Below are 22,731 nucleotides of genomic sequence, written 5' to 3' on the forward strand. Positions count from 1 at the left end.
CAGCTCACTGCCGCGACGACCGGCCGTCATGCGAACATGTGTACGTGTCGCACGACGCCCACATCCTGCACGCCGACCTGGACGCCTTCTACGCGTCGGTCGAGCAGCGTGACGACCCGCGCCTGCGCGGACGGCCGGTGATCGTCGGCGGCGGCGTGGTGCTGGCCGCCAGCTACGAGGCGAAGGCGCGGGGTGTGCGCAGCGCGATGGGGGGTCAGCAGGCACGACGGCTCTGCCCGGACGCGATCGTGGTGCCGCCCCGGATGTCGGCGTACACGCAGGCCAGCCGGACGGTGTTCGAGATTTTCCGACAGACCACGCCGCTGGTCGAAGGGCTCTCCATCGACGAGGCGTTCCTCGACGTGGGCGGGCTGCGCCGGCTGGTCGGCACACCGGCCGACATCGCCCAGCGGCTGCGCCGGGAGGTCCGCGACCGGGTCGGCCTGCCGATCACGGTGGGTGTGGCCCGGACGAAGTTCCTGGCGAAGGTGGCCAGCGCAGTGGCGAAGCCGGACGGGCTGCTGGTTGTCGCCCCCGACGCCGAGACTGCGTTCCTGCATCCACTGCCGGTGGAACGGCTCTGGGGCGTCGGTCCGGTCACCGCCGCGAAGCTGCGGGAACGCCGGATCCGTACCGTCGCGGACGTGGCCCGGCTCGGCGAGGCCGCGCTGGTGTCCCTGCTCGGGGCCGGCGCCGGCCTGCACCTGCACGCTCTCGCCCACAACCGCGACCCCCGGGCGGTGCAGGTGGGCCGGCGGCGGGGCTCGATGGGCGCGCAGCACGCGTTGGGGCGTACCCCACCTGCGCCGGAGGAACTGGACGCCATCCTCGCCGGTCTGGTCGACCGGGTCACCCGACGGATGCGGGCGGCCGGACGGTCCGGACGCACCATGGTGTTGCGACTCCGCTTCGGCGACTACACCCGCGCCACCCGCTCGCACACCGTGGCCAAGGCGACCGCCGACACCACCGCACTGCTCGCCGCCGCCCGGACACTGCTGCGGGCCGCCCTACCGGAGATCGACCGGCGCGGGGTCACCCTGCTCGGCGTCTCGGTCGGCAACCTGGACGACAACCCGGTGCAGCCGGAGCTGCCGTTCCAAGCCAACACCGGGGCCGACCTGGACGCCGCCGTGGACGCGGTCCGCGACCGCTTCGGCTCGACGGCGCTCACCCGGGCGGCGCTGCTCGGCCGCGCTCCCGGTGTCGAGATGCCGCTATTGCCGGACTAGAGCGCCCCGGTTGCTGCGACCGGAGACACATCACAGCAGGTCGGCGGTTTAGCCGGCCGCACACAGGTGAAGTCTTGAGGGGAAAGCCTGACGAGGGGGGCCCATGTCCGACGAGACCAGCAACCGACCGAGCCGTCGTGCCGAACGTCCGGGCGACGTGACCGACCCGCTGCTCTGGCAGCTCGCGGTCGACGTGCTCGAGGCCCACGAGGCCGACGACGAGGGTCGCTGCCGCAACCTCCAGTGCGCCGGCCAGTCCTGGCCGTGTGCGGCGCGTACGACCGCCGAGCAGTCGTTGCGACTGGCCCGCAGCACCCCCGACTCGGTCGAGACGGCCATCGACGGTGGCGGGGGCGGCACCGGCTGGACGGCCGAGGCCGCCGCGCCGGCGCAGCGCTGGGGCTGGAACGGCGACGTGATGGCCCGCCGCGAGGCGAGGTCGGCCGCCTCGGCGGCGTGACCCGTCCCGCGAGGACAGCGCCAGACGAACGAACGCTCGGCCGGTGACCCGGCCGAGCGTTCGTCGGTACGTACGTCAGAGAGCGAGCCGCTGCCCCGGGAAGATCAGGCCCGGGTCCGCGCCGATCAGCTGACGGTTGCGCTCGTACAGGGCCTGCCAGCCGCCGCTGCGGGGGTGCCGCTCGGCGATCTCCGACAGGGTGTCCCCCGGCGCGACCACGTACGTGTCGCCGCCGGCCGCCGGGGCGGTCCGCTCGTGACCACGGGTAGCCGGCTGGTCGCCGCGTGCCGGCCGCTCCTTGCCGGAGGTGGACGTCGACGACTTGGAGGTCGACTTCGTCGGGGACTTCGCGGTGGACTTCGTCGAGGTACCGCCCGACGAGCCGCCCTTGCGGCCGCAGGTCGGCCACGCGCCGATGCCCTGCCCGTCGAGCACCTTCTCGGCGATCGCGATCTGCTCGCCACGGCTGGCCAGATCGGCGCGGGCGGCGTACTTCGTGCCGCCGTAGCCGGCCCAGGTGCCCTGGGAGAACTGCAGCCCGCCGTAGTAGCCGTTCCCGGTATTGATCTTCCAGTTGCCGCCGGACTCGCACTGGGCGATCGCGTCCCAGTTGACACCGGCCTGGGCCGGGGCCGCCGGGCCGAAGAGGGCGACGGCGCCGGTGACCGCGCCGACCGCCAGGGTACCGACGGCGACGCGGCGGGTGGTGACCCGTCGATGACGGGGGGTGTACGCAGACGTCATGGATCATTCCTCCACGCCGGCGAGGTGAGCTGTCGGGTTCGGGCCGAGGAGCCCGGCCGCGCGCTGGCGGCTTCACCCCGAGGTGACATGCACCGAGGAACGTTGGGTCCCCCGCTCCTGCCCGGGTTCTGTTTCCGACGACCGGGGGCAGGATTTGGCGTTGCCGGTCGCGGCGTCCACGGTGGTGGACCCGACCGACGGTAGGCACGGTGGGTGACGGTCGCCCACCGCTTGTGAAGTTGTTCACCGGCTCACGCGGGGCGCTGCGGCCAGCGGTTGCGGACGACGTCCACCTGTGCAGCGGCCATCATGGACCGTTTCCGATCAGGGCCTGCCGTCCCGGTGAATTGACGTTCGGACAGGAAACCGTAGACGGGCGGTAGCGATGCTCTGGAGCACACCGGGTCCATCCCGGAAACGACACCCCAGGAGGAGATCATGCCGCTCCAGCAGAGTCGCAACGGCCGTCGCCGCGCCGCAGCCGTCCTCGTAGCCCTACTGGCCGGCGCTGGCCTGACGCTGTCCGCGCCGACCGCCGCACAGGCGTCCAGCCCGTGCACCAGCCTGACCTTCTACCGGGTCGGCGGCTACCCGGGCGGCGCGGACATGCACGTGCCCACCGTCGGCTGGCAGACCGGAAACAAAAGCTGCTACCTCACCTACGGCCACTCGGGCTCCGCGGTGCTGGTGCTCCAGGAGGCGCTGAACAACTGCTACGCGCGGTCGCTCAGCCTGGACGGGAACTACGGTCCGAAGACCCGGGACGCCGTCCGGTACGCCCAGCACAAGATCAATGAGGACATCGTGTACGCGAACATCGCCGAGGACGGCGAGTACGGCCCGCAGACACGTGCCTACATGGGCTTCGCGATCTTCGGGGTCAACGGCGGCCCGGTCATTCCCAACGTCTGCTACTACCCGGGCTGACCGCCGTACAGCGCCGGCCGGAGCCCTCGCGGACTCCGGCCGGCGCCGTGGCGGCCCCTCCCCCGGTGCGGCGTCGCCGGCTCCCCCCCTGCGCGGCGACGCTCATGGATCAGCAGACCCGGACCGCCTCGATCCGCTGATTCCAGTTCCCCCCGATCGCGGCCGAGTCGTACGCCAGGTTCGCCCGGTAGCATAGGCGTGCTGGTAGCCGAGCAGGCCGGTGGCGTTGGCGTTGTCCCAGAAGGTGGAGACGGTGCCGGACGGCCGGTTGTTGATGATCGATTGGGCCCGGTTGCGGAAGTACGAGGGCAGCGGGACGTCGTTGCATCCGTTGTACGGACCGTCGAGCAGGAAGATGTCGCCGCTGAAGTTGGCCCCGGCGTACAGGCAGAGCAGACCCGACGGGCAGGCGTAGTTGGCCTGGGCCGGACTCGGGGCGACGCCGAGCGTGGCGCCCACGGCGATCGTACCGAGCAGCGCGGACGTGAGCCTTCGCAGAGCACTTCGCACGATGGTGACCTCCGGTGTCGTCACGACCGGAACCGGCCGCGAGTCGAGTTGCCGACATCACGTTGATCGATGTCCTTGTAGCAACGATGATCTGCGCGGAAGGTCGACGAATTCCTGCCGGAACCTCAATCCGGCTGTCCCGGGGGTGCCGGTGGGGCGACCGGCGGTGCAGCGAGCGGCGGTTCATGGAGATTCGGGTCCTCGGGCCGGTCGAGGTCTGGGCGAACGGCCGTCCGGTCGATGCCGGAGCGGCCCGCCAGCGCGCCGTCCTGGCCGCACTGGCGGTCGACGTGGGCCGACCGGTGAACCTGGACGCTCTGGTGGACCGGGTCTGGGGCGACGCGTCGCCGCCCCGGGTTCGCCACAACCTGCACGTCTACCTCGCCCGGCTCCGCCGGGTGCTGGCCGACGCGGGCGCGCCGGACGTGTTGGCGCGACGGTCGGGTGGTTACCTGCTGGACCTGCCACCGGAGACAGTGGACGGCCCGCACTTCGACGCGCTGCGGCAGCGTGCCGACGGGCTGCCCGACGGGGACCCCGAACGGGTGGAACTGCTGCGCAGGGCGCTTGAGCTGTGGCGTGGCGAGCCGCTGGCGGGGCTGCCGGGCGAGTGGGCGGCCCGGGTCCGGCAGGACTGGCACCGCCGGCACACCGACACCGTCGTGCAGTGGGCCCGTGGGCTGTTGCGACGGGGCGAGCCGGATGCGGTGATCGATCCGCTGACCCGGCTCGCCGACGAGCACCCGCTCGACGAACCGGTCGCCGCCGTGCTGCTGCACGCGTTGGCCGCGGCTGGTCGCGGGGCGCAGGCACTGACGTACTACGCCCGACTGCGGGACCGGCTCGCCGACGCGCTCGGTGTGGACCCGGGCATCGAGCTTCGCCAGCTACACCAGGCCATCCTGCGCGGCGAGGTCACCTCGCCGACCCCGGAGGTGTCCCCCGTGCCGGCCGCCGCGGTCATCGTCGCCCCGTCGCGGCCGGACCGCCCGGTCCCCGCGCAGTTGCCGTCGGATGTCCGGGGCTTCGCCGGGCGGCGTTCGGAGCTGGACCGTCTGGACGCGCTGCGGGCGTCCGCCGAGGAGCGACCCGGGGCCGTCCCGCTGGCCGTGCTCTCCGGAGCGGGCGGGGTCGGCAAGACGGCCCTCGCCGTGCACTGGGCGCACCGGGTCGCCGGGCAGTTCCCGGACGGGCAGCTCTACGCCAATCTGGAGGGCTACAGCCACAGCGGCGTCGTCCGAAGCGCGGAGCAGGTGGTCCGGGGCTTCCTGGCCGCGCTCGGGGTGCCGCCGCGCGAGGTGCCGGCGGACGAGCAGGCGCAGACCGCGTTGTACCGCAGCCTGCTCGCCGGTCGGCGGGTGCTGGTGCTGCTCGACAACGCCCGGGACGCCGCGCAGGTACGGCCGCTGCTGCCGGGCGCGGCCGGCTGCCTGGTGCTGGTGACCAGCCGGGATCGGCTCACCGGTCTGGTGGCCACCGAGGGCGCCGAGGCGGTCGTGCTGGATCTGCTCAGCGCCGACGACGCGCAGGCCCTGCTGTACGCGCGGATCGGGGCGCGGGCGGAGGCGGAGCGGGCCGCGGTCGACGATCTGGTCCGACTCTGTGACCGGCTACCGCTGGCCCTGGTCGTGGTGGCGGCGCGGGCGGTGGTCCGGCCCCACCTGCCGCTGGCCGAGTTGGGCGCGCAGCTCCGGGCCGGCGGCCGGCTGGACGGGCTCGACACGGGCGACCACGACAGCAGCGTGCGGGCGGCGCTGTCCTGGTCGTACCGGCTGCTGTCGGTGCCGACCGCGCGGCTGTTCCGGCTGGTCGGCGGCAGCACGGACGTGACGGTGAGTACGGCGGCCGGGGTCAGTCTCGTCGGTGCCGGCCGGCGGGCCGTCCAGGCGGCGTTCGCCGAGCTGGCGGATGCGCACCTGATGCTGGAACGTGCCCCGGACCGGTACGCCATGCACGACCTGCTGCGGGCGTTCGCGGCCGAACTGTCCGCCGAGCACGACCCGGCCGGCGACCGGGCCGAGGCGCGCGGCCGACTCTTCGACCACTACCTGCACAGCGCGCACGCCGCGGCCGTGCTGCTGCATCCGCACTGGGATCCGATCACCCTCGCCCCGGCCGTCGCCGGCGTGCGGCCGGAGAAGTTCGGCGACCACGACGAGGCCATGGCGTGGTTCACGCGCGAGCGCGACGTGCTGATCGCGCTCGTGGAACGGTGCGCCGCCAGCGGCGCCGACCGGCACGCCTGGCAGCTGGCGTGGAGCTTGACCAGTTTCCTGGACCGCCAGGGCGGCTGGCACGACCAGTTGGCGGTGCAGCGGACGGCGCTGGCGGCGGCGCGGCGCGGCGGCGCGGCGGTCGGGCAGGCGTACGCGCACCGCAGCCTGGCGCGGGCGCAGGCCCGGCTGGGCCGGCTCGACGAGGCGCCCGGTCAGCTCCGGCGGGCGCTGGAGCTGTTCCGCGAGCTGGGCGACCCCGCCAACCAGGCGCACACCTACCTCGATCTCGCCGAGGTGGCCGACCGGGAGGGCCGGCGAGCCGAGGTGGTCCGGCATGCCGAGGCGGCGTTGGCGCTGTACCGCGAGGCGGGCCATCGCTACGGGCAGGCGATGGCCCTCAACGCGGTCGGCTGGTACCGGGCCCAGCTCGGCGAGCACGACGCCGCCGTTGAGGCGTGCCAGCAGGCGCTGGAGCTGCTGCGCGAGTTCGACGACCGGCAGGGCCAGGCGCCCACGTGGGACACCCTCGGCTACGCGCAGCACCGCGCCGGACGACCAGCGGAGGCGGTGGTCGCCTACCGGCACGCGCTGGCGCTGTACCGGGAGTTCCGGGACCGGTACTACGAGGCGGACACGCTGACGCACCTGGCGGAGGCGTTGGTCGACGCCGGCGACCCGGCGGAAGCGGCGCGGAGCTGGCGGGCGGCGCTGGGCATCCTCGACGAGCTGGGCCACCCGGACGCGCAGCGGATCCGTCAACGGCTCACGGCCGCCGGGGGGTCGTGACCCGTCGGCGGGGTCCGCCGCTCGGCCGGCCCACCGCCGCTCCCACGGAGATCACGAACAAGACCAGGGACACGATCGGAAACCAGTCTCCCGTACGCGAATAGACAGTGCCTGACCCTCGCGTCGGAGCGGCCGTGACCAGCAGCTCCGCGTCACCGGCGGTCGCCTCGCCCACGACCCTGCCGCCCGGGTCGGTGACGGTCAGCCGGCCGAACGCGGCGGCGCGGACCACGGTGATCCCGTTCTCCACCCCACGGACGAGGGCCATCCGGCTGTGCAGCCAGCCGTCGGAGGTGAAATCCAGGCCGGGGACGAGCAGCACCGAGACGCCCTGCGCCCGATACCGCCGGACCAGACCGGGATAGTCAAGGTCCTTGCAGATCGCCACGCCGAACCGCCCGTCCACGATCACCTCGTCGCCGCCCGGCGTCAGCCAGTCCTCCAGGCCCGGGATCAGATGTTGCTTCTCGTACGTCCTGATCGTTCCGCTCGGGTCCAGCACCAGCGCCACGTTGCTCGCGGTCCCGGCCCGCCGCAGCACCACGCCGACGACGACCCGGGCCGCGGTCTGCTGGAGCGCCTCGACGAGCAGGGGCAGGGTGGCGTCTGTCACGGCGAACACCTTCTCCGGCAGCACGACGATCCGCGCCCCGCGCGCGGCCAGGTCCGAGACCCGCGGAACGTACCGGGTGAGCAGGTCCCGCCCGGACGGTTCGTCGATCGGGAGCCCGTCCTCGGACTGTCGCAGCGCGACGAGGCCCACGGTCAGCGGCTCGGCCGGCTGCGGGGAGCGACTCAGTGACCAGGCCGACCATCCGCCGACGCCGAGCAGGAGGGCGAGCAGGCAGGTGAGGGCCGGGCGTGGGCCGTCGAGCCGAGCGGTGCGGGTGGGTCGCAGGCCTGCGAGCAGGGCGGCGAGGGCGATCGGGACGGCGAGCAGCAGGTAGGTGACGCCCCACACGCCGGTGAGCGCGGTCAGCTGGATGACCGGGCGGACGTCCGCCTGCGTGTAGGCGAGGCTCCACCACGCGCCGTGCGGCAACAGGCGGGACGCGGCGTACTCGCCCAGCACCCACAGTGACGGCACGGTGAGAACAGCGGTCCCGACTCGCCCGTGCCGCAGGAGCGTCCGGGCGAGCAGGACCGTGCCGGCTGCCAGGCCGAGGCCGAGCACGAACACGCCGCCGACCACGAAGACCGGTAGTCGCAGCGTGCCGCGGTAGTACCCGACAATGCCGAGTTGGCCGATCGACCAGGCGAGAACCGTCGCACCGAGCGCGGTCCTCGGGCGTACCCGCACCGAGGCGAGGATCAGCGGGATCGGGGCGAGCCAGGTCAGCGCGGCAACCGGGTGCAGCCCGGAACCACCGAGCCAGAGCAGTCCACTGAGGAGCGCGGCGATGATCGTCGTCATGCGTCGATCGTGCGGCGGGAGCGGCCGGGGCGGATCGCCGTACGAACTGGAGGTGATCTGGTCCTGTGGAGGGAGGCGCGGCAGCGCCCGGCGAGACCATACTGCCGGCGTGAAGCGGTACGTCAATCTCGCCGTCACCGTGGCCGCCGTGGCCGCGACCGTGCTACCCGCCCTGGCCGGCGGTCCCCGTGCCTGGTGGGTGCTGCCGCTCGCGGTCGCGTCCTCGGTCCCGGTGCTGTGGCGTGACCGCGCGCTGGTCCAGGTCGCCGTCGTCGTGGGCCTCGCCACGACCGTCTCCGCCTCGCTCGGCGCACCCCCGCTGCTGCCGGTCGGTCCGCTCGTCTGCCTCTACACGTTCGCGGCGCGGGCCGCCCTGCCGATCCGCCTGCTCGGCATCCTGGTCACCGCCGGCGGCCTGCTGGTCTCGCTGCTCTATCCACACCCGGACGTGGAGGTGCTGCGGTACCTGGTGGTCGCCTACAGCTTCGCGTACGCCCTGGGCACGAGCGCCCGCGCCCGCCGTACCCAGGCCATGGCCCACGCCGAACGCGATCGTCGCGTCGCCGGTGAACGTGCGGCGGCCGTGCTGCGCGAACGCGCGCGCATCGCCCGGGACCTGCACGACATCCTCACCCACGCGGTCGGCGTCATGATCGTGCAAGCGGAGGCGGGACCTCTGCTGGTCCGCCCCCACCCGGACCGCGCCGACGCGGCGTTCGCCACGATCGCGGCCACCGGCAGGGACGCGGTCGTCCAGCTCCGCCGCGCGGTCGGCAGCCTGCACGAACCCGCCGATGAGTCCCTCGACCAGCCGGGCCTGGCCCACCTGCCCGTCCTCGTCGAACGCGTCCGCGCCACCGGACTCGACGCCGTCCTCACCATCTCACCCCCGCCGTGCGGATCCGTCGCCGGATCTCAGTCCGAGGTCACCCTCGGTCCACCGGTCGAACCGCCCGCGCACGTCGGGGTCGCCGCCTACCGGATCGTGCAGGAGTCCCTGACCAATGTGGTCCGGCACGCCGAGGCCCGATCGGTCCGCATTCTGCTGAGCTACAGCGCGGACGCCCTGACCGTGTCGATCACCGATGACGGTCGCGGCAACCGGGCTGTCGGCGTCGGGGTGCCCGGATACGGAATCGTCGGCATGCGCGAGCGCGCCCGGACCTGCGGCGGGACCCTGCGCACCGGCCCGGCCTCCGAAAGCCACGGCTTCACCGTCACCGCCACCTTGCCGCTCTGCGCACCCGTGGCCGTCTGATGCTGCGTGTGGTGCTCGCCGACGATCAGGACCTGTTCCGGGCCGGATTCGCCACGATCCTCGGCGCGGAGCCGGACATCGAGGTGGTCGCCGAGGCCCCCGACGGCGCCGCCGCCGTGCGGGCCACCCTCGACCACCGTCCCGACGTCGTCCTGATGGACATGCGGATGCCCGTTCTCGACGGTGTCGCCGCGACCCGGCACGTCTGCTCACTCACCCCGAGCCGGGTCCTCGCCCTGACCATGTTCGACACCGACGACTACCTGTACGCGGCCCTGCGTGCCGGTGCCAGCGGCTTCCTGCTCAAGGACGCCCCACGAGCCGACCTGGTCAACGCGGTGCGGGTGGTCGCCGCCGGCGATGCGCTGCTCGCTCCCGGCGTCACCGCCCGGGTGATCGGCGAACTACACCGACGCGGCCACCCGGACCCGGCGCTCGCCGCCGCGGTGACCGCCCTGACCGCCCGCGAGACGGACGTCCTGCGCCTGATCGCGGCCGGTCTGTCGAACGCCGAGATCGCCGCCCACCACCACCTGAGCGAGCACACGGTGAAAACTCACGTCGGCAACCTGCTCGCCAAACTGAGTCTGCGCGACCGCGCCCAGGCAGTCATGATCGCCTACGAATCCGGCCTGGTGATCCCCGGTCGCTGACCGGTGGCGACGTCACGGTCTGCCGACCTCGTCGATCATGGAGTCATGGTGCCTGTCAGGCACCGTGATGAGCGCTTTGTCACCCACCACAACTCCATGATCGACGAGGCGAGACAGTTCGCGAGGAGGCTTACAGGGTGCGCGCCAGCCGGTCGGCGAGGGTACGGGTGAACCGGGCCGGGTCGGCCAGCTCGCCGCCCTCGGCGAGGACCGCCAGGCCGTACAGCAGCTCGGCGGTCTCGGTCAGGGCCGGGCCGGAATCGCCCTGCTCGTGGGCCTTGCGCAGCCCGGCGACCAGCGGGTGACCCGGATTGATCTCCAGGATCCGCTTGGTCGAGGGGACCTCGTGCCCCATCGCCCGGTACATCTTCTCCAGCGTCGGCGTGAGGTCGTGCGCGTCACCGACCACACAGGCCGGTGAGGTGGTCAGCCGCGAGGACAGGCGGACCTCCCGGACGCTGTCGGCCAGGGTCGTGCCCAGCCAGTCGACCAGCGCGGCGAACTCCTGCCGCTGCTGCTCACGCTCGGCCTCGGCCTGCTGCTTCTCCTCGTCGGTGTCCAGGTCGACCTGGCCCTTGGCGATCGAGCGCAACGGCCGGCCGTCGTACTCGCCGACGCGCTCGACCCACACCTCGTCGACCGGGTCGGTGAGCAGCAGCACCTCGTGGCCCTTGGCGCGGAACGCCTCCAGGTGCGGGGAGTTCTCGATGGTGGTCCGGGAGTCGCCGGTGGCGTACCAGATGTCGGTCTGGCCGTCCTTCATCCGCGACACGTAGCCGGCCAGGTCGGTGGGCTCCGCCGCGTCGTGGGTGGACGCGACCGACAGGATCTCCAGCAGGGTGTCGCGGTTGTCGGCGTCGTCGATCAGCCCTTCCTTGACCACCGCGCCGAACTCGGTCCAGAAGGTGCGGTAGCGCTCGGCGTGGTTGGCCTTGAGGTCCTTGACGGTGGCGAGGACCTTCTTGACCAGGCGGCGGCGGACGATCTGGATCTGCCGGTCCTGCTGGAGGATCTCGCGGGAGATGTTCAGCGACAGGTCGTGGGCGTCGACGACACCCTTGACGAAGCGCAGGTAGGTGGGGACCAGCGCCTCGCAGTCGTCCATGATGAACACGCGCTTGACGTAGAGCTGCACGCCGCGGCGGCCCTGCGGGGAGAACATGTCCAGCGGGGCGTGGCTGGGCAGGAACAGCAGCGCCTCGTACTCGAAGGTGCCCTCGCCCTTCATGTGCACGACCTCGAGCGGGTCGGCCCAGTCGTGGCTGACGTGCTTGTAGAACTCGTTGTACTCGGCGGCGTCGACCTCGTCGCGGGGACGCGCCCACAGCGCCTTCATCGAGTTGAGGGTCTGCTCCTCGCTGGTGGGCGGCTCGCCCTCAGCCCGCGAGCGCTCGACGCTCATCCGGATCGGCCACGCGATGAAGTCGGAGTAGCGCTTGACGATCTCGCGGATCGTCCACTCGGCGGTGTAGTCGTGCAGGTTGTCCTCGGTGTCGGCGGGCTTGAGGTGCAGGGTCACCGCGGTGCCCGCCGGCGCCTCGTCGACGGACTCGATCGAGTAGGTGCCCTCGCCGGTGGACTCCCAGCGGGTGCCGCCGGTCTCGCCGGCCTTGCGGGTCAGCAGGGTGACCCGGTCGGCGACCATGAACGCGGCGTAGAAGCCGACGCCGAACTGCCCGATCAGTTCCTGCGAGGCGCGGGCGTCGGCGGATTCGCGGAGCTGGCGCAGCAGCTCGGCGGTGCCGGACTTGGCGATCGTGCCGATCAGCCGGACCACCTCGTCACGGGTCATCCCGATGCCGTTGTCCCGCACGGTCAGCGTGCGCGCGTCCCGGTCGACCTCGATGGCGACGTGCAGGTCGTCGGTGTCGGCGACGAGGTCCTTGTCGACGAGCGTCGCCAGCCGCAGCTTGTCCAGTGCGTCGGACGCGTTCGAGATGAGTTCCCGCAGGAAGACGTCCTTGTTCGAGTAGATCGAGTGGACGACCAGCTGCAGGAGCTGACGCGCCTCGGCCTGGAACTCCAACGTCTCGGCCTGGTTGCTCACACCGTCTCCCTTCTCGGCTCGTACGGAGGTTCGCGCAAAGGATACGAGCCGTCACCGGCGCGGGTGTGTGCGCCTCCGGGTCGTATTCCCGATTCTCGTCCGCCCGTCGCGTGACCTACCTGACTTTGCCTGACAGAAGTCAGCCGGATAGCGTTCCTGTCGACAAGCCGCCACGAACCCTGGAGCACTCCATGAAGATCGCTGGAAGCACCGCCCTCGTCACCGGCGCCAACCGGGGCTTCGGCCGGCACCTGGCCGCCGAGCTCGTCGCCCGCGGAGCAACGGTCTACGCCGGCGCGCGCAACCCGGACAGCGTCGACCTGCCCGGCGTGACGCCGGTCCGGCTGGACATCACCGACCCCGCCTCGGTGGCCGCCGCGGCGAAGCTGGCCGGCGACGTGAACCTGCTGGTCAACAACGCCGGCATCGACAGCCGGGCGGACCTGCTTGAGGGTGACCTCGACCTGATCCGCCTGGAGCTGGAGACGCACTACCTCGGCAACCTGTCGATGATCCGGTCCTTCGCGCCGGTCATCGCCGGCAACGGTGGCGGAACCATCCTCAACGTCCTGTCCGTGCTTTCCTGGGTGAATTTCCCCCTGCACGCGGCGTACGGCGCGGCGAAGTCGGCCGAGTGGGCGATGACCAACGCGCTGCGCCTCCAGCTCGCCGAGCGGGGCGTGCGGGTCGCCGGCCTGCACGTCGGCTACATGGACACCGACATGGCCGCGACGATCGACGGCCCCAAGTCCGACCCGGCGGAGATCGCCCGGATCGGCGTCGACGGCATCGAGGCCGACGCGTACGAGATCGTCACCGACGACGTCAGCCGGCAGGTGCAGGCCGGGCTCGCGGGCGGCGTCGCCGCACTCTACCCGCAGCTCCCCTGACCGCCCCCCCACCGGGAACGCGACGGGCCGCCGCCGGCATGCACCGGCGGCGGCCCTTGATCGGGTACGCGGTCAGCTCCCGCCGCGTACGCCGTCACACTCGCGGTCAGCAGCCACCGCAGGTGTAGAAGAGGATGTCCCAGTGGCTCCCCTCCTTGGTGTAGAGGTTGCCCGACGGCGCCCGGTACTGGTACCCGAAGCCGGAGATGTAGCCGACATAGGCGTAGTTCGCGGAGATGTAGTTCTGGATGCACGTGCTCAGCGCGATGTCGAGCTTGTAGCCGTTCCAGTGGCTGTACGTGCCCCCGGCGTGCCCGACCTCGGTTCCCGCGGTGATGGTGACCGCGCAGCCGCTGGCCCGCTTGAAGGTGATGATGCCGTCGATGGTGGCCTGCCGGACCCCGTCGAACGAGGTGCAGGTGGACACGTTGCGGTCGCTGCAGTTGCCGCTGGAGGTCCAGGAGATGCCGGCGGCGCGTAGCTGCGAGGTGGCGCTGGAATGGCTGATGGCGAAGGCCGGAGCGGCCAGGCCGAACGTGGCGCAGACCGCCGCAAGGGTGGCCACGAGCAGCGTGAGCACGCGGCGGCGCAGGGTGGATCGAGTGGGTGACATGGCACTCCCGTTCGCGTGAGGGGCGGAATTCTGCGAATCAGGGGCCGGCCTTGGAGGATTTCTACCAGAGATAGACGGACGTGACCAGATGTCGGGTGGGAGCGCGACGCACGCCCCCACCCGACGCGCCCTAGCTGGCCTGCAGCGTCACGTCGTCGATCACGAAGCTGGTCTGCAACGACGAGTCCTCGGTGCCGGTGAACTTCAGGGTCACCGTCTGCCCGGCGAACCCGGCCACGTTGAACGTGCGCTGGGTGTAGCCCGAGGCGGCGTTCAGGTTCGAGTACGTCGCCAGGGTGGTCGAGCCCACCTGCACGGTGAGCTTGTCGTACGCCGTGGAACCGGTCGTCTCGGCGGTGTCGATGTGCAGCCAGAACGACAGCGTGTAGCTGGCGCAACCCGCCGGCACGGTCACCGACTGGGACAGGGTGTCGGTGTGGGTGCTGCCGTACCCGTCGAGCCACGCCTTGTACGACCCGGTCCGGGCCGCCTGGCCGCTGGAACTGGTGATCACGCCGGAGGAGGCGGTCCACGGCGTACTGCCGCTCTCGAAGCCACCGTTGCCGATCACCTGCCCACCGGCACAGCCCCCGGTACCGGTCACCGTGAGGGTGAGGCTGGCGGTCCGGGTGACCGAGCCGGTGCCGGTGACCGTGAGGGTGACGGTGCCGGTGGCGGCACTGGACGACGCGGTCAGCGTCACCGTGGCCGAGCCGCCGGAGGTCACCGACGACGGGCTGAACGAGACGCTCACCCCGCTGGGCGCGCCGGACGCGCTGAGGCTGACCGTCTGGGCCGAGCCGGAGGTGGTCGCGGTGCTGACCGTGGCGCTGGTGCTGGCGCCCCGGGCGACGCTGAGCGCGGTGGGGCTGACGGCGACCGAGAAGTCGTTGGTCGGGGTGCCGGTGCCCACGGCGAGCTGCCACAGCGCGTACGCGACACCGTCCGCGGCCCGGTTCAGCACGGTGGCGCTGACGTTGGCGGTGGTGTCACAGGACCGGTGGTAGCAGGCGTCGTACGCCGCGTTGGCGGTGCCGCCCCACTTGGCCGCCTGGCTGCTGGTCTTGCGGGCGCTCGCGCCCGCGGCGTACCCGGAGGTCGGGATGCCGGCCTGCTGGAAGTAGTAGTCGTCGGAGCGGCCCTGGCCCTCGACGTTCTCCTCCGGTTGCAGCCCCAGCGAGTCCCAGTACGCCTTCAGCGGCGCCGCCGTGGTGGAGGTGACCCGGTTGATGAAGTAGCCGCCGTTGGTGGAGCCGACCATGTCGAAGTTGTAGTAGCCCTTGAGGTAGCCACGCTGGGTGGAGTTGAGCGAGTTGACGTAGAAGCGGGAGCCGTTGAGCCCCTGCTCCTCGTCGGTCCACCAGGCGAACCGGACCTTCTTCGTCATGGTCGGGTTCTGCGCGGCGAGGACCAGGGCGTTCTCCAGCAGGGTGGCCGAGCCGGAGCCGTTGTCGTTGATGCCCGGACCAGCCGAGACGCTGTCCAGGTGGGCGCCGAACATGACCACCTGGTCGGCCGGGCCGCCGGGCCACTCGGCGATGAGGTTGTTCGACGGGTACGTACAGCTGGAGCAGTACTGCTCGCTGACGGTGTAGCCGGCCGCCTGGAGCTTGCCCTTGACGTAGCTGAGCGAGGCGGTGTAGCCGGCAGACCCGGCCCGCCGGTTGCCGCCGTTGCTGCTGGCGATGGAGTTGAACTGGGTCAGGTGCGCCTGGACGTTGGTGACGGAGATGTCCGGCGCCGCCAGGACGGCGGCGGACGCGGCGATCGGCCGGCCCGCCGTCGTCGCGGCGGAGGGTGACGCGGTCGCCGGCTGGGCGGCCAACGTCACCGTCATCCCGGTGAACACGGCGAGCGCGATTCCCGCGCTCAGCGTTCTACCTCTCATGGGGGCTCCTCGGGGTCGGAGAGATAACCGAGACACTTACAGATATCTATGTCTGTGACATCGGACGTTCGTCCCGAACCCCCGCCCGTTAGACGGTGGGTACCGGCGTCGGCACAGGTGAGTAGAGGTGCCAGGATGGGTAGGTAACGCCAGCAGGGGTCGTCGGGCCCGGAACGGGGGGCTAGCGATGAGGCCGGGTCGAGCGTGACACGACCCCGCAGCGACCTGTTCGACGACGGCGGGGCCACCGGACAGCTGATGGCGGAGCTGGACTGGGCCGACACACCGCTCGGCGCGGTTTCCGACTGGCCGCAGAGCCTGCGCTCCGCCGTACGGATGGTGCTCTCCTCCCGCTACCCGATGCTGCTGCTCTGGGGCGACCGCCTCTCGCAGCTCTACAACGACGCGTACTCGGCGTTGATCGGCGACAAGCACCCCGGCGCGCTGGGCGACGACGTGCGGGTGACCCTGGCCGAGGGCTGGGACGTCCTCGCCCCCCTGATCGAGCAGGCCATGGCGACCGGGGTGGCCAGTTGGGTACCCGCCCTCCAGCTCCTGCTGGAGCGCGCCGGCTACCGCGAGGAGGCCTACTTCAGCGTCTCGCACGCCCCGGCCCGCGACGACGACGGCCGCACCGTGGGTGTGCTGACGGTGTGCAGCGAGGTCACCGAACAGGTCGTCGGCGAACGGCGACTGCGGCTGCTGCGCGACCTGTCCCTGCGCGGCGACGGGCGCACCGTCGACGTGGACGCGACCTGCGCGCGGCTGATCGACGCGATCGGCGGCCACCCACTGGACGTACCGTTCGCCGCGATCTACCTGCGCGACGGTGGAACCCTGCGGCGGATCGCCCACGCGGGCGGCGGCCCGCGCGACGCGACCATCACCGGATCGCTGCCGACCGTCGTCGACCTGGCCGACCCGGGCCCGACGGCCCGCGCCTGGGGGCTACCGGACGCGGCGGCGGGGCGGCCCACCGACGTGACCGGCCTCGACGAGCGGCTGTCGCTGCCCGCCGGTCCGTGGGGCGATCCGGCCCGCGCCGCGCTCGCGCTGCCGCTGCCGGCGGGTGCCGACGACCAGCCGCTCGGCGTCCTGCTGGTCGGCGTCAGCCCCAACCGCTCGCTGGACGAGGCGTACCGCTCGTTCTACCAACTGTTGACGCAGCAGGTCTCGACGGCGGTGCGCAACGCCCAGGAGTACGAGCGGGAGCGACGTCGGGCCGAGACGCTGGCCGAGCTGGACCGGGTGAAGACCACCTTCTTCACCAACGTCAGCCACGAGTTCCGTACCCCGTTGACCCTCATGCTCGGGCCGTTGGCCGACGCCCTCGCCGACACCGCCGCGCCCCTGACGCCACCGCAGCGGGAGCGGGTCGAGACCGCCTGGCGCAGCGCGACCCGCCTGTTGACACTGGTCAACAGCCTGCTCACCTTCTCCAGCCTGGAGGCCGGCCGGGCTCGCAGCGACGCCCACGAGGTAGACCTGCCGGCGCTCACCGCCGAACTGGCCAGCGTCTTCCGCGCCGCCGTCGAGCGGGCCGGGCTGACCCTCGACGTCGACTGCCCGCCGCTGCCCCACCCGGTCACCGTCGACCCGGTCAACTGGGAACGCGTCGTCACCAACCTGCTGTCCAACGCCCTGAAGTACACGTTCATCGGTGGCATCCGCGTCGCCGTGGACGCCGACCACGACGAGGTACGCCTGACCGTCGCCGACACCGGCATCGGGATCGCCGAGGCGGAGCTGCCGAAGCTCTTCGAACGCTTCCACCGGGTGCAGGGCGCGCGGTCGCGCAGCCACGAGGGCACCGGAATCGGCCTGGCCCTGGTCAACGAGCTGGCCCGGCTGGAGGGCGGCGAGGTGCGGGTGACCAGTCAGGTGGGCGTCGGCACCACCTTCACCGTGGCCCTGCCCTGGTCGGCGGCACGGCGCGCGGCGGCGACCGGTCCGTCCCCCGAAGGGCGGGGCGACGCGGCACGCGCCGCCGTCCAGGAGGCGACGGGCTGGCTGACCGACCCGGCCGGAGACGTCGCCGAGCCCGCCACGGCGCCCGGTCCGGCCGCCGACGAGCTGGCCGGCGCACGGATCCTGCTCGCCGACGACAACAGCGACATGCGCGCGTACCTGAGTCGGCTGCTCGCCGCGCAAGGCTGGCGGGTGCGGTCGGTCACCGACGGCCGGCAGGCCCTCGACGCGATCCACCGGGACCCACCGGACCTGGTGCTCACCGACGTGATGATGCCCGTGCTGGACGGCTTCGACCTGGTCCGCCGGTTGCGCGCGGACCCCGCGACCCGGTCGCTGCCGGTGCTCGTGCTCTCCGCGCGAGCGGGCGAGGAGGCCAGCGTGGCAGGTCTGAGCCTGGGCGCCGACGACTACCTGGTGAAGCCGTTCGCCGCCGCCGAGCTGATCGCCCGGATCCGGACCGCCATCCGCCGGTCGCGCAGCGGCGCGTCCGACCACGACAGCCCCGCACCGACAGCCGTCAGCACCCCGACATCGACGCAACCCGTCGGCACGGCCACGGAGACCAGGGCCCGGACCGGACCCTCAGGTGACCAGCCCGCACCGGTCGAGGCCGCACCGGCAGGGGGCGCGTCACCCGTGGACCGCGCCGGCGACCCGACCCGCGCGTCGGCGATCGCCAGGCCCGACGAGGACGGGCTCGGCGACCGGCTGGACGAGCAGTGGACGTACCCGTCGGTGCCCACCTCCGCGGCGGCCATGCGACGGGACGTCCGGCTGGCGTTGGACGACCTCGACGTCGACGGGGACGTGGCGGAAGATCTGCTGCTCGCCGCCTCCGAGGCGATGAACAACGCCGTCGAACACGCGCAACGACCCAGCCGCCCCGAGGTGCGGGTCCGGCTCCAGGTGGGTGACGCGCTGGTCCGGATCTCGGTACGCGACTTCGGCACCTGGCGGGACCGTCGACCGGCCATGGACCGGGGGCGTGGCGCGCTACTGATGAACGCCTACGGCGACGTACGGCTCGTCTCGACCGGCGAGGGAACGACCGTGACCATCGAACGCCGGCTGGTCTGACACCGAGCGACCGGCTCGGCCTGTGCCACCGCGCAAGCAAAGCGGGTTAAGAATCTCCTGACCTCCGCCCTGCTCGGGCTGGCTCTCCCCCCACGGGAACCTAGTCAGCTCTTAGTGAATTGACCTCAGAGGCGTTTAGCGGCTCACAGGTAGGCCCCGACCTAGGTCGGGGCGCGGTGTTTTCCTGGTCAACGCCGATCGGCGCTCTGACCTAGGTAGCCGCCCTAGGTTGGCCGGACCGGCCATAACCGGCGTCGAAGTGTCCGCCCTCGGCGTGGTCCACGTGTCCGCCGTCCGGGGTTGTCCAGCGCTCGGACATGGCCACGTCCCCGGGGTTGTCCAACCTGTCCGTGTGTCCGTCATTGTTCACCGCCCGGAGCTGTCCGGACCGTCCGGCTGTCCACCCGTGCCGGATAGCAGGTCCATGCGGAAGCTGTCCCCCTAAGCGATGAATTTGCGGAGTCCGGGCGCAAGATGCCCTTGCGCCCGCACTCGTCGCGCTAGCGCCGGTTCCGGGTGGCCCGCTTACGCAGCGCCAGCGTGATGGCGCTGATCGCGGCAACCCCCACCGCACTGACCGCGCCGACGGCCGCCTGGCCGATGGCGTCGATCCGCTGGCCGTAGGCCAGAGCGATCCAGAGCACCGCCCCGATCGAGATCACCGTGATGATCGTCAGGGCCGCGATCAGCACCTTCTCTGTGCTGCTCGTCGCGTTCTGCTGGAGATTGGTAGATGTCGTATGTACCGTAGTCGTGGAGTTCAAGGGTCCCTTCTCTCTTTCTGCTAGTCCGCCTAGGGACATGTGGTGAGACGTGACCCGTCAAGGCGGGCCCGGGGGTTGTGACCCCCCGGGTACCCGCCTTGACACATAACTGCGGGTCTTGTCTCTGGTGGAAGCACTGTATCGGGGCGGTCTGGCGGAACCCACCATTCGCGCCGTGGGGTCCGCGCATCAAACCTTGCTCCGACTAGTCGACTCGCGGTTGCCCTATGGAGCCTCCCGAGCCGGCCACCGAGACCGTATCGAGCAACCACGCTGGACAACGCCTCTACAGGGTTGTTCAGCGTGTCACCCGCGCCTGCCTGCATCGGCACGCGCCGGGTGACCGCATCGCCACGGTCCCGCACCCGCCCTCACGTCATGCGCTCGGGCGACTGGCTCAACCGCTCCTCGATCGGGACCGGGTCACGGCCTCCACCTCGCGGAACGCGTTGATCCCTCGACGGTAGGTGACCCGGGACGACTCTTCCCACCGCCTGCGACGCCGAACACGAAAATCGGGTTGGTCTATCGCAGATCCACCATGGATCATCCCGCATTTCGCCCGGACTCCTGGTCGCAGATGCCCTCGCTCGGCCCCTCCGGAACCGATGTCCATCCGGGGCCGCCCGAGGTAGTGAGACCACCGCATCCGATCTTCAGGAGATGTCCTTTCGACCGCGCCCCGCACTTTCGACGCAGCAGACCGAGGGATTGGCGAAGGTTGGACCGCCATGGAGTCAGACCGGCTGATCGTGCCGCCCGGGGAGGTCACCCGCGCGCCCCCGCGCCCGCTTTCCCGGGCCGCCCACGATCCGCCCGGAGTTGTCCGGACCGTCCGGCCGTCCATGTCCGCCTGTCCGGGCGCCCAAGTGCAGCGCGTTGAGCAACCGGTCCAAGTCGCTGAAACCGGTACCCGACCGCCTGACGAAATCTTCCCCGGGTAAGAGTCGCCCGCCTTGATGAAGTGGTGGGCGTACGGCTGGCAGTGCGGGTTGCCGAGCACAACCCGCACTGCCGCCCGTGCTACCGCCGGCCCCGGGGAGGCCGCTTGCGCAGCACCACCGCAATCGCGCCGATCGCGGCCAGGGCAATGCCGCTGATGGCAGGAATCGCCACCGGGGCGACGTTGCCCATCTCCTCGGCGCTGCTCAAGACGATGCAGAGCAGCGCCCCGATGGACAGCGCCGTCACCAGCAACAACCCCGCGAGCAGGGCGTTCTCCGGGTTGCCAGGTCCCCCGGGCTGGTGCCGCCCGGTACCTCTCGTTACCGTGGTCACTTGGTCTCGTTCTCCCTCTCAGATGGTCCTTGCCTCGGACATGAGCGGACGTGACCGTTCAAGGCGGCCCCGGGGATGCCAGTCCCCGGGAGTCCGCCGCCTTGACCTGGCGAGCCAGGCCGGCTACTTCCGATGGAGCAATGTAGCTAGCGGACCGGACAGCGACCCCACCCTCAAGCGTTCGGCGGCCCGTCTCCCACGCTCGGTTGGACTGTAACGGCATCTCCCTCCCCTACCGTCCCGCCCGACCGTGCGCCGAAGCGTCGCACGGGGGTACTACAGCTCTGCGACAGCTTCCGGAGCGCCGCTGTGGATAGGTATGTGGACGCTGTCTGATGGATCGCCGTTTTCGCCGTCGGTGCTCCGCGCAGGTGTGCTCGGGGATGTACTTGTCATAGGCATCGCGTGCACCGACCGGCCGCAGCCCCTTAGTGGTGGCGCTGTCGAGACCTCCTAGTTGCGGTGGTGGCCTTCTTCTCGGCAACCATCACCGTGTTGGGGTTCCACCGCTCCGAACGGGACCCGGCGGTGCTCGGCTGGATAAAGTCCGCGAGGACACCGAAGTCCCCCGCGCCCAGACGGCGCAGATCCCGCCAGCATGATGCTGGCGGGATCTGTCGTCACCAACCCAACCATCAGTCGTTTGGCAGGACGCGGCTTCTAAATTGTCTATTTTAGAAGTACGCCAACGGCCAAGGCGAAAGCCATGGTCAGGACGCAGAGTCGGGTGGTCCGGCCCCAGCTTCCCAGCGCGTGCCGGACCACCCGCGCCAACTCAGTGACCACGGCGGTCATCCAGCCTTCGATCGTTCTCACCTCCTTGCGGCTCAAGGACTGCACAGCGGGGCCCGGCGCCTTGCCGTCCCTTGCGTAGCAACGAGCGAGAGGCGGATATGTGACGCCCGCGCTTACCGGCGTCTCAGGGCGTCCGATCTCGATCGATGCTCACTCCTCATAACGTGGTAGGCGAGGGCTCGGTCACGACATGCCCCGCGCCGCACCCTCTCGTCCGCAGCCCACGATCCCGCCCGAGCCGATGTACATGCCGGGCCGCTCGGGGCACCGGACCGACCGGAGCGCGCCCCATAATTGGGCGTGTGGGTGGTCGACACGGGCGAGAGTCACGCCGCAGGCGCTGACCAGATCCTTGCCGCGTTGATGGTCTACGCCGTGCAGGCAGGCGACGTGCCGCCGGGCTGCGTGTGCTTCCCGGAGTCGTCCAGCGTCTCGGTGTACGGCGTAACCACCACCGCGCCCACCGTGCACCGGATCGGCCGCAAGGGCGGCGTCGTGCTGTACGGGCACGGTCGGGTGCCCGAGGAAGTGCCGGTAGCGGTCGAGACCAACGCCGCCGAGTGCCCGTGCAACAACGCCGAAGGTGAGGCGCAGGCGCGGGAGTTAGGCAAGGCCGGCCAGTGGGCGGAGCTGCATGCACTCACCGTGGCTTTCCCGTCCGCGCCGGGTGCGCTCCAGCCGGCCGAGCTCGCCGCTGACGCTGCCGCCGCCGGCACCCCGCTCGACGCCGCCGCGGTGACCCGGACGATCAAGGAGCGACAGGAACAGGCGCAGGCCGCGCAGATCACGGCGGACGGCCCACGGGACGCGGTCGGCCAGGTCCGCCGTCAGGTAGCCGCTGAGATCGAGCAGCGCTGGCGGAGTGGTTGAGCTACCTGCACGGCCAGGCTGCCGCCGGGCTGACGCGGCTGGATCTCGTCCTGGCCGAGCTGGAGTCGGCGGTTACCGACCTCGCCGAGATCGACCGGGTGCGCCAGACGTGGAGTCCCCGAGCGCTGGCCGGCTGTTCACCGCTGGGACGTCCATCCCGGCCACGAGCGTCGTGGAGGCGGCCCGGCAGACCCACCAGAGCGCCGCAGAGGCGCTGGCCGGGCTGGAGCGGCACGCCGCCAAGGTGGCGCGAGAGCGTGTCTCAGCCTGCCGGAGCGGTCACAGGGAACGGGCGCGGTCGATTGGCCGCGCCCGTTCTGTCGTCCAGCGGACAGAGC

General features: G+C 71.5%; 17 protein-coding genes and 1 riboswitch. Of the genes, 9 read left to right on the forward strand and 8 right to left on the reverse strand.

Annotated features, from left to right (window positions below; genetic code table 11):
* Positions 1-44 precede the first annotated feature (44 nt).
* Both dinB and ACIBTX_RS17500 read left to right on the forward strand, forming a co-directional pair.
* The gene (gene dinB / locus ACIBTX_RS17495) at positions 45-1,232 is read left to right on the forward strand and encodes a DNA polymerase IV (protein ID WP_357172189.1); all 1,188 of its coding nucleotides are present in this window, start codon (positions 45-47) and stop codon (positions 1,230-1,232) included.
* A 103-nt stretch (positions 1,233-1,335) separates the two neighbouring features.
* Positions 1,336-1,692, forward strand: coding sequence for a hypothetical protein (locus ACIBTX_RS17500; RefSeq protein ID WP_357121596.1), 357 nt, complete (start codon positions 1,336-1,338; stop codon positions 1,690-1,692).
* A gap of 75 nt (positions 1,693-1,767) precedes the next feature.
* Here the strand turns inward: ACIBTX_RS17500 and ACIBTX_RS17505 are convergent, their stop codons facing one another.
* On the reverse strand, positions 1,768-2,436 hold the full coding sequence (locus ACIBTX_RS17505) for a transglycosylase family protein (protein WP_357172188.1): 669 nt from the start codon (positions 2,434-2,436) through the stop codon (positions 1,768-1,770).
* Positions 2,436-2,606, reverse strand: a riboswitch (cyclic di-AMP (ydaO/yuaA leader). It overlaps the preceding gene by 1 nt.
* A 268-nt stretch (positions 2,607-2,874) precedes the next feature.
* Between ACIBTX_RS17505 and ACIBTX_RS17510 the strand changes: the two genes are divergently transcribed.
* Entirely contained in the window at positions 2,875-3,363 is a 489-nt protein-coding gene (locus ACIBTX_RS17510; protein WP_357121590.1) for a peptidoglycan-binding domain-containing protein, read from the forward strand.
* 102 nt (positions 3,364-3,465) lie between these two features.
* Here ACIBTX_RS17510 and ACIBTX_RS17515 read toward each other — a convergent pair whose 3' ends face one another.
* Positions 3,466-3,873 carry a peptidase inhibitor family I36 protein gene (locus ACIBTX_RS17515; protein WP_396832726.1) on the reverse strand — a complete coding sequence of 136 codons (408 nt, stop codon included), beginning with the start codon at positions 3,871-3,873 and terminating at the stop codon, positions 3,466-3,468.
* Positions 3,874-4,058: 185 nt separating this feature from the next.
* Here ACIBTX_RS17515 and ACIBTX_RS17520 point away from each other — a divergent pair, with 185 nt between their 5' ends.
* Entirely contained in the window at positions 4,059-6,875 is a 2,817-nt protein-coding gene (locus ACIBTX_RS17520) for an AfsR/SARP family transcriptional regulator (protein ID WP_396832727.1), read from the forward strand.
* On the opposite strand, the gene ACIBTX_RS17525 is transcribed toward ACIBTX_RS17520, so the two are convergent.
* Complete coding sequence (locus tag ACIBTX_RS17525) at positions 6,853-8,289, reverse strand: nitrilase-related carbon-nitrogen hydrolase (protein ID WP_357172186.1); 1,437 nt, start codon at positions 8,287-8,289, stop codon at positions 6,853-6,855. The genes ACIBTX_RS17520 and ACIBTX_RS17525 overlap by 23 nt on opposite strands.
* Positions 8,290-8,398: 109 nt before the next feature.
* On the opposite strand from ACIBTX_RS17525, the gene ACIBTX_RS17530 reads away from it, so the two are divergent.
* On the forward strand, positions 8,399-9,547 hold the full coding sequence (locus ACIBTX_RS17530; RefSeq protein WP_357121578.1) for a histidine kinase: 1,149 nt from the start codon (positions 8,399-8,401) through the stop codon (positions 9,545-9,547).
* The gene (locus tag ACIBTX_RS17535; protein WP_357172185.1) at positions 9,547-10,200 is read left to right on the forward strand and encodes a response regulator transcription factor; all 654 of its coding nucleotides are present in this window, start codon (positions 9,547-9,549) and stop codon (positions 10,198-10,200) included. Before ACIBTX_RS17530 ends, ACIBTX_RS17535 begins: the two co-directional genes overlap by 1 nt.
* A 130-nt stretch (positions 10,201-10,330) precedes the next feature.
* Here ACIBTX_RS17535 and htpG read toward each other — a convergent pair whose 3' ends face one another.
* Positions 10,331-12,247 (reverse strand): molecular chaperone HtpG, encoded by a 1,917-nt coding sequence (gene htpG / locus ACIBTX_RS17540; RefSeq protein ID WP_357121572.1) that lies wholly within the window; start codon positions 12,245-12,247, stop codon positions 10,331-10,333.
* A 191-nt stretch (positions 12,248-12,438) separates the two neighbouring features.
* On the opposite strand from htpG, the gene ACIBTX_RS17545 reads away from it, so the two are divergent.
* A complete protein-coding gene (locus tag ACIBTX_RS17545; protein ID WP_357121569.1) occupies positions 12,439-13,137 on the forward strand; it encodes an SDR family oxidoreductase in 699 nt (232 codons plus the stop codon).
* Positions 13,138-13,243: 106 nt separating this feature from the next.
* Here the strand turns inward: ACIBTX_RS17545 and ACIBTX_RS17550 are convergent, their stop codons facing one another.
* Both ACIBTX_RS17550 and ACIBTX_RS17555 read right to left on the reverse strand, forming a co-directional pair.
* On the reverse strand, positions 13,244-13,750 hold the full coding sequence (locus ACIBTX_RS17550) for a hypothetical protein (protein ID WP_355049970.1): 507 nt from the start codon (positions 13,748-13,750) through the stop codon (positions 13,244-13,246).
* Between the two features lie 130 nt (positions 13,751-13,880).
* Positions 13,881-15,638 carry a M28 family peptidase gene (locus ACIBTX_RS17555; RefSeq protein ID WP_357392786.1) on the reverse strand — a complete coding sequence of 586 codons (1,758 nt, stop codon included), beginning with the start codon at positions 15,636-15,638 and terminating at the stop codon, positions 13,881-13,883.
* Positions 15,639-15,842: 204 nt separating this feature from the next.
* Here ACIBTX_RS17555 and ACIBTX_RS17560 point away from each other — a divergent pair, with 204 nt between their 5' ends.
* On the forward strand, positions 15,843-18,686 hold the full coding sequence (locus tag ACIBTX_RS17560; RefSeq protein WP_396832728.1) for an ATP-binding protein: 2,844 nt from the start codon (positions 15,843-15,845) through the stop codon (positions 18,684-18,686).
* Positions 18,687-19,186: 500 nt separating this feature from the next.
* On the opposite strand, the gene ACIBTX_RS17565 is transcribed toward ACIBTX_RS17560, so the two are convergent.
* Together ACIBTX_RS17565 and ACIBTX_RS17570 are read right to left on the reverse strand one after the other, a co-directional pair.
* Positions 19,187-19,378, reverse strand: coding sequence for a hypothetical protein (locus ACIBTX_RS17565; protein ID WP_396832729.1), 192 nt, complete (start codon positions 19,376-19,378; stop codon positions 19,187-19,189).
* A gap of 1,095 nt (positions 19,379-20,473) precedes the next feature.
* Positions 20,474-20,728: a hypothetical protein gene (locus tag ACIBTX_RS17570; protein WP_396832730.1), complete on the reverse strand. Its 255-nt coding sequence runs from the start codon at positions 20,726-20,728 to the stop codon at positions 20,474-20,476.
* 1,095 nt (positions 20,729-21,823) lie between these two features.
* Between ACIBTX_RS17570 and ACIBTX_RS17575 the strand changes: the two genes are divergently transcribed.
* Complete coding sequence (locus ACIBTX_RS17575; protein WP_396832731.1) at positions 21,824-22,393, forward strand: hypothetical protein; 570 nt, start codon at positions 21,824-21,826, stop codon at positions 22,391-22,393.
* The last annotated feature ends 338 nt before the right edge of the window (positions 22,394-22,731 follow it).

The sequence above is a fragment of the Micromonospora sp. NPDC049359 genome, assembly GCF_044466585.1.
In the GTDB taxonomy this organism is placed as follows: Bacteria; Actinomycetota; Actinomycetes; order Mycobacteriales; family Micromonosporaceae; genus Micromonospora.